General features: G+C 40.6%; 7 protein-coding genes. 3 read left to right on the forward strand and 4 right to left on the reverse strand.

Annotated features, from left to right (window positions below; genetic code table 11):
• Positions 1-45: 45 nt before the first annotated feature.
• Positions 46-1836, forward strand: coding sequence for a type VI secretion system tip protein TssI/VgrG (tssI, locus tag C505_RS0114000; RefSeq protein ID WP_018693252.1), 1791 nt, complete (start codon positions 46-48; stop codon positions 1834-1836).
• Positions 1837-2153: 317 nt separating this feature from the next.
• Here the strand turns inward: tssI and C505_RS0114005 are convergent, their stop codons facing one another.
• Complete coding sequence (locus tag C505_RS0114005; RefSeq protein WP_018693253.1) at positions 2154-3179, reverse strand: hypothetical protein; 1026 nt, start codon at positions 3177-3179, stop codon at positions 2154-2156.
• A gap of 273 nt (positions 3180-3452) precedes the next feature.
• Between C505_RS0114005 and C505_RS0114010 the strand changes: the two genes are divergently transcribed.
• Both C505_RS0114010 and thiI read left to right on the forward strand, forming a co-directional pair.
• Complete coding sequence (locus C505_RS0114010; protein ID WP_169337048.1) at positions 3453-4124, forward strand: substrate-binding periplasmic protein; 672 nt, start codon at positions 3453-3455, stop codon at positions 4122-4124.
• 182 nt (positions 4125-4306) lie between these two features.
• Complete coding sequence (thiI, locus tag C505_RS0114015; RefSeq protein ID WP_018693255.1) at positions 4307-5767, forward strand: tRNA uracil 4-sulfurtransferase ThiI; 1461 nt, start codon at positions 4307-4309, stop codon at positions 5765-5767.
• Between the two features lie 154 nt (positions 5768-5921).
• Here thiI and C505_RS24380 read toward each other — a convergent pair whose 3' ends face one another.
• The 3 genes from C505_RS24380 to C505_RS0114030 all read right to left on the reverse strand — a co-directional run.
• Positions 5922-6299: a hypothetical protein gene (locus C505_RS24380; protein WP_157369046.1), complete on the reverse strand. Its 378-nt coding sequence runs from the start codon at positions 6297-6299 to the stop codon at positions 5922-5924.
• On the reverse strand, positions 6244-6831 hold the full coding sequence (locus C505_RS0114025) for a hypothetical protein (protein WP_157369048.1): 588 nt from the start codon (positions 6829-6831) through the stop codon (positions 6244-6246). Before C505_RS0114025 ends, C505_RS24380 begins: the two co-directional genes overlap by 56 nt.
• Before the next feature lie 2 nt (positions 6832-6833).
• A partial coding sequence (locus C505_RS0114030) for a transposase (protein WP_018693258.1) occupies positions 6834-7138 on the reverse strand: 305 nt, incomplete at its 5' end.

Genomic DNA, 7138 nt, shown 5'->3' on the forward strand with positions numbered 1-7138 from the left:
TCCGTGTCTGCGCTTTGTTGTTCCCCTACTGTTCAGAGGCATGGAATGCAAAAAGAAACGCAAAAAAATAACGTCATCTCTATTCAAACACCTGCTGGTAAAGACACGCTCTATTTGACGCATTTTACTGCAAACGAAGGCATTTCCGATCTGTTTACCATTAGTGCGAATATGTTCACTGTAGATACACAGATTGCCCATGAAGATCTCGTCGGAAAGCCAGTCACGATTAGCCTTCGCAATGCCAATGGCAAAGGACACCGCTATTTTAACGGAGTTGTCAGTCACCTGACTTCACTCGGCTCTAGGATTTCGGACTCTACAAATAAAAAAAATTACATCGATTATCGTGCAACGATTGTCCCAACTGCATCATCTATGCGTTTTAGACAAAACTGCCGTATCTTTCAAAACGTCACGATAATCGATATTGTGTCAGACCTGTTTGGTCAACATGGTGTTACATTTCAAAACAAAGCAAAAAAAAGTTATCCCAAATACGATTACTGTGTTCAATACCAAGAGTCTGATTATGACTTTGTTTGTCGCCTATTTCAGCAAGAAGGGATATTCTTTTTCTTTGAACATACTCAAGGGGATCACAAGCTTGTTTTTGCTGATGACACGACAGTTTACAAAGACTGTGTAGAAGCATCAGTCGCACAAACAACAGGATCATTTGCTGAATCCCATGTCGACTCCTGGCAAGGAGGTTTAAGTCTTGCTCCAGGTGGTTATGCCAGCACTGGGTTCGATTTCGAAAAACCTAAAAAACATCCAGAAGGTGAACAGAAAAAATCCGAGCTTCCAACACAGGATATTCAAGAAATTTTTGAGTATCACGGAGAGTCGGAGATCAATAAACGTGCATCTGGTAATGCTTCAGTACAACTTGAAGCAATGCAACGAAATATGCACGCAAATTCAGGAACCAGTGACTGCCGCTCTTTTAGCGTTGGTAAGTTGTTCACCTTCAAAGAGCATGATGATCCAAGGTTGGTCGGTAAAACATTTGTCATCACAGAAATGACGACTCATGCTAGCTCCCCGAATCAGTCTGGGGCCGCGCAAAGTAGCACATCAGAGCCACCCTATATCAACCAATTTAGTTGCGTCCCAAAAGAAGTCCCATACCGACCACAAAAAGCAATTACAAAGCCATTAATTTATGGGATCCAAACGGCCTTAGTCACTGGAGATCCTGGTGATGAGCAATACATTGACAACTATGGCAGGGTAAAGGTTAAATTCGACTGGGATCGAGATGGAAAGCCGGACTCCACTAGCTCATGCTGGATCCGTGTCGCACAATCTTGGGCGGGAAATAAGTGGGGTGCTTTTTTCTTTCCACGTGTTGGACAAGAAGTATTAATTGAATTCGTTAATGGCGATCCTGATCAACCCATTATTAGTGGCGCATTATACAACGCTGATTTAATGCCACCTTATGATTTACCTGCAAACAAAACCCAAAGTGGGATAAAAAGTCATTCAACAAAAGAAGGCAGTACAGATAACTTCAACGAAATCCGTTTTGAGGATGCAAAAGGCAAGGAGCTGCTTTACCTTCAAGCGGAGAAGGACCATCACCTACATGTCAAAAATGACCAAAGAGATGAAGTTCTCAACGACCGTATCGCTGAGGTCACAAAAAACGATACACTCAAGGTCGGTGAAACCCTCAAAGTTGAAGCTGGAAAGGAGATCATCATCCAGACTGGTAGCGCATCAATCAAAATGCAAAAAGATGGTACCATTCAAATAAGTGGCAAAAAAATCACAATAGAAGGTGCTTCAGGGATCAACCAGAAAGCACCAAAGATTAATCTGAATTAAGAAGTCTGTTTAAATTGAAATTTAATGAAAAATTCAGATCTTAATCACTATAGTCCCTATGAAGGGGCTATATTATTTCACAAACATATTCAGGACAGTCATCATAAATTATTAAATGATTATGACTGTCCAAGCTTCTTATAGGACAGTCATAATATTAAGAGTCATCTTTAATAAAATAGAAGCCAACCAAAACGATTGATGTATCTATTAGAACATATAGAAATCTGTTACAATCAATAATCGCTATAAAAGGGACAAATAGAGCGATAGTAACCCTAATTCGTAAAATTATCTTTAATAATCCGACCAATAATCTAGGATAAGAAGAGTGCTTTGCTGCTCGATATTCCCTTACACCATCGTGAGCCGACACTTTCACACCACGCTCTCATGCGATCAACAATACCTATTGATTGATGAAATCGTTTTTCTAGGGCTGGTATTGTTTTTACCCATTCATCAGAACAAATATTTAGCCTCTCCAAGATTGGTTTGACACGTTCAGGAATAAACCCTGGTTTATCTGATCGTATCGCTCTGCCCGTCCAGTCAACCAGCTCAAAGTAATCGGTCTCTAGGTAGGGCAAATAAGTCATGGATGGCTCATGTTCTTCCAACGCTTTTTTCATGAAATGCATTAATTGGGGTTGAGTTGATTGTTCACTGATATCGATAAAACAGTTATAGCCTTGTTGAACCTTATCCCGAATTCTGCTTTGAATCGAAGTGAAAGATGAATCTTCCGGTGTTTGTGCTAGCTTTGCACGGACTGGATTAAGATCAACATACGCCATACAGGCAAGGAGTGCAGCTTCATCCAGAAGCGCTTGACTTTTAAACCTTCCATCCCAGAAGTGACCTTTACATTTATCCTCACGGTTTGCCCTGCGAGCGATGTTTTCATTAATAACGCGCATAAACCAACTAATACTTGCCAAGCGCCCTCGCCATGATTTGAGACAATGGGCAACAATCGCATTTTCACCTTTAGTCAGTGCTTCACAACCTCTGTCCATCCAATGCTTGACCAAGTTATTCCCACGGTAGACCTTTAACCACCGCTCAGCAACTTCTCTATCTGATAGTTTTGCACAAGCCCTCTCATCTACACTGAGAACAATATGGAAATGATTATTCATAACAGCATAAGCACATATATCAATTGCAAATGAAGACTCAGCCAGAGCAATGCGATCAAGAATCCATTGTTTGCGATGATGATAGTTCTTGCCACTTTCAGGATCTTCACCGCATAAAAAAGCACCTCGAACACAACGAGAAGTACAGTGGTAGAAAGGTGTTTCAGATAAAATGATTTGGTTCTTCCTTGCCATAGTCATATCAATATCCTTATAAGAGACGTTGGTACACTAACCTAACGCAAGTCGCTCATCAATTCAACTGTTCAATATACAGACGGCATCAATCCTAAAATTATTCATGACTGTCCTTCAATCTTCTAGACTTTAGTCATCTGTCACGAATCTTTAAAACACATGTTTTATATTCCTCAGCAATTCAATACGTTGATATGGAGAGCTTTGATTCTAATCGGGTGCATTCTTTACAATCATGATTCTTTTGCTGAAAAAAATAAACAAGTGACAATTGCTATGGGAGAATTTCCGCCATTTACAGGTAAAGAGCTACCAGATTATGGATGTGCATCAACCCTGTATCGTATGATCTTCGAAAGCCAAGGCTATCAAGTTGAATTTTTCTTTATGCCGTGGGAAAAAGCATACTTAGAAACACAAACTGGAAAGTTTAACGCAACAGGACATTGGCTTGACCAGCCTAAAAGGAGGGCTAATTTTTTATTTCCTAAACAACATGTTGCCGTTGAAGTCCTTTATTTTTATTACCATAAAGATTTTCCGCTCAACTGGCAGTCATTTTCTGATCTCAAGAAAAGGCGCCTCATTATTAATAGCGGCTTTACATATAATGATGCGTTTTACCGTGCTTTAAACAAATACAAAATTAAATACATTTCTGTCGCGGAAATGAAGAAGAACTTTCCTTTATTACTTAAAGAACGTGGTGATACAACCCTCATGAATGAAGCCTCAGCAAAGGTATATATTGAACAGGTCCCTTTTTATCAAAAGCGTTGGATAGTCAAACACAGAAAACCAGCAATCATCAGTAAAGGGTATCTTCTCTTTTCAAAAATGAATAAAGGTAGCCAGAAGCTCATAAAAGACTTTGACCAAGGCTTTAATGATGTCATGTCTGATCTTGAGTTCTACAAGCTCTATCTAGAGAATTGCAGTAAGCTATAATCGCGATTTAAATCTTAAAGTCAGGACAGTCACAAAATTACTGCCCCTCAATTAATGTCTGTCCCGGAAACTAGGATCACCTTCAAATGTCCTCTCTAAGTTCATGGTTAATTTTCCCAAATGTACATATGCTGATATAATCCTCAAAATTTTTTTGGCATCCATTTTTACGGCATCGTTTCATGAAGTTTATCGTCAAGTTACACCCTGAGATTACTATCAAAAGTAAATCTGTTCGAAAGCGCTTTACCCGATTAGTTGAATCCAATTTGAAAATTGTACTACGTCGGCTGGATGAAAAAACACAGGTTCAGAATAACTGGGATAACCTGTCGATTTACCTTCCACATATTGATGATTCAAGAGCGAACGAAGTCATCGAAGCTATCGCGCACGTCTCAGGGATCATCCACTTTTCACAAGTACTTTCATTCCCTTATGTAGATATGAATGACATTGCACAAATTACACTTGGGTATTGGAAAGAAGCGGTTGTAGGAAAAACCTTTTGCGTTCGCGCAAAGAGAACGGGTAAACATGACTTTACTTCAACTGATGTCGAGCGTTATGTCGGTGGGGGCATTAATCAAAATGTGCCGACTGCACAGGTCAAATTATCCAAACCTGAGCTCACCATCCGATTAGAAATCAAAGACGATAAGCTATTACTCGTCACAGGAACACACCGTGGTCTGGGTGGGTTTCCTATCCCCACACAGGAAGATGTCTTGTCTTTAATGTCTGGTGGTTTCGACTCAGGCGTCGCATCTTATCAAATGATCCGTCGTGGTGCGCGAGTCCACTATTGCTTCTTTAATCTCGGTGGCGCTGCCCATGAAATCGGTGTGAAGCAAGTTTCCCACTTCTTATGGAAGAAATTTAGCTCAACGCATCGCGTCAAGTTTATTAGCGTTGACTTTGAGCCCATCGTTGCCGAGATCCTAGAGAAAATAGATAACGGCCATATGGGGGTTGTGTTAAAAAGAATGATGATGCGTGCGGCTTCTAAAGTTGCCGAAAAAATGCAAATCGAAGCCTTGGTCACTGGAGAAAGCCTCGGTCAAGTTTCCAGTCAAACACTGACCAACCTCAATGTGATTGACCGTGTCACAGATACATTGATCTTGCGTCCATTAATTCACCTTGATAAACAGGAAATCATTGATACCGCTCGCCGAATTGGTACCGAAGATTTTGCTCGTACTATGCCAGAATATTGCGGTGTGATCTCCAAAAAACCAACTGTAAAAGCCGTTCTTTCTAAAGTTGAAGAAGAAGAATCGAAGTTCGACCTCTCCCTTATTGATCAAGTTGTTTATAATGCGAAGATCATGGATATCAAGACAATTGAGCAAGAGGCAGACGCTGAAGTCAGTGAGGTTGAAGAACACGCCAAGCTTGAAACTGGTGCGCTTGTCATTGATATTCGTTCACCAGAAGAAGAAGAAGAAGCGCCTCTTGAGCTCGATGATGTTGAAGTCATCCATATTCCATTCTATAAGCTCAGTACACAATTTGGTGATTTACCTCAATCAGATAAACCATGTTACCTGTATTGTGATCGTGGGGTAATGAGTAAATTGCAAGCATTACTTCTTCATGAAAATGGCTATAAACATGTCAAGGTCTACCGTCCACAATAAAGCTTCTCTCATTGTTATCTCTCGCATTTGGTGAATGCGAGAGATAATTTTTTAGTACTTATTTTGATAAAGAGGTTTTTACAATCATCTCACTTGGCTTCAATGCTTCTTTGATTTCATTTGAAATCGAATTTGGGTCGAATGCCCCACCACTTTATAGCAAGGTCACACCACCATTATTCTTTATCACAGCAATGAAATGATGATTGGTCCCTACACCACCAATAATGTCAAAGATACCCGTTGTAAAATCTGGCCCAGTGGAAAAGTCATAGATGATAGACCCATCCAATGAAACAACATCGCCATTACTCTTTTCAACCAAGAAGATATCTTCCTGCACAGGAAATATGTTTTTTATTCCAACCGAAAGATCTGGTATGTTTTGCCCTATTGCAGACAGCAATATCTTCGCGGTTGTATTGTCTATGACAACAGCAAATGCTTGCTCTCCAGCGACAAACTTTGTTACTTTTTTACCGTCTAAAGCCTGAGTTCCAGAAAGGGATGGGATCGTTGTAAGGTTCTCCATGTTCTTGTAACACCGCAAAACCAACCGCAGATCCAAAGACATCTACAGCTCTTGAGTGAAAGACTTCATTTGTAAGATTTGTTCTACCCCAAACATGTACTTTTCCATCAAAATCAATGCCTGCAAATCCACCTTTACTGTCTGAGACAACTTTCACGAATCGAACTGATGCGTCAACATCAGTGGCACTCTGTCCAATGGTCACAACGGTATCATCATTTTTCACGACCGATATCGCATATCCTCCATTTGTGATTGATTTTACGCTATCGCCAAAGTCGACACCAGTTGTCACAATTGGTTTTCCTGTGACTGTCCCATGTTTAAGGATAACTGTGTAACCTTCACCATATGGTGAGATATGCGTTATCTGCTGCTGATAAGAGTCAAGGCGTGACTGTCCATCGCCCCAAAATGCGATTTCTCCAGTATTCAACAATGCATAGTGATACGGGAGTTGTTTCGTACTAAATACCTTTGCTACACCCTCGCTTAATTGTAAAGAGCTATAGTCAAATCTGGTGTATGACATGATCATGCAGCATCCTGTTGATCACCCGACGTTACTTTTTCTCCATCCTTGAATTCGATCCCTGCAATGACATCAGCTAGAAGGCGGTAGCCTCTCAATCGACGCCATTTATTTTGTGCGGTTACCAGCAGCTTATAAGCCATCGCCAGTGTCGTTTTTCGACTGCCACCATGCTTACTTTTCGTGGTTCTTAAACGAACCGTCGCAAACACGGACTCGATTGGATTTGTCGTTCGAATATGTTGCCAGTGCTCCGCTGGAAAGTCGTAAAAGGCCAATAAGCTTCCTTTATCCTTCTTCAAACAAG

Origin of the sequence: Algicola sagamiensis DSM 14643 (assembly GCF_000374485.1) — a bacterium.
Lineage (GTDB): Bacteria > Pseudomonadota > Gammaproteobacteria > Enterobacterales > Alteromonadaceae > Algicola > Algicola sagamiensis.

What these genes read in the sequence shown, in the direction of transcription:
- thiI (WP_018693255.1), top strand. Translation starts at nt 4,307, where the DNA reads ATGAAGTTTATCGTCAAGTTACACCCTGAGATTACTATCAAAAGTAAA.
- C505_RS0114025 (WP_157369048.1), bottom strand. Translation starts at nt 6,831, where the DNA reads ATGTCATACACCAGATTTGACTATAGCTCTTTACAATTAAGCGAGGGT.
- tssI (WP_018693252.1), top strand. Translation starts at nt 46, where the DNA reads ATGCAAAAAGAAACGCAAAAAAATAACGTCATCTCTATTCAAACACCT.
- C505_RS0114005 (WP_018693253.1), bottom strand. Translation starts at nt 3,179, where the DNA reads ATGACTATGGCAAGGAAGAACCAAATCATTTTATCTGAAACACCTTTC.
- C505_RS24380 (WP_157369046.1), bottom strand. Translation starts at nt 6,299, where the DNA reads ATGGAGAACCTTACAACGATCCCATCCCTTTCTGGAACTCAGGCTTTA.
- C505_RS0114010 (WP_169337048.1), top strand. Translation starts at nt 3,453, where the DNA reads ATGGGAGAATTTCCGCCATTTACAGGTAAAGAGCTACCAGATTATGGA.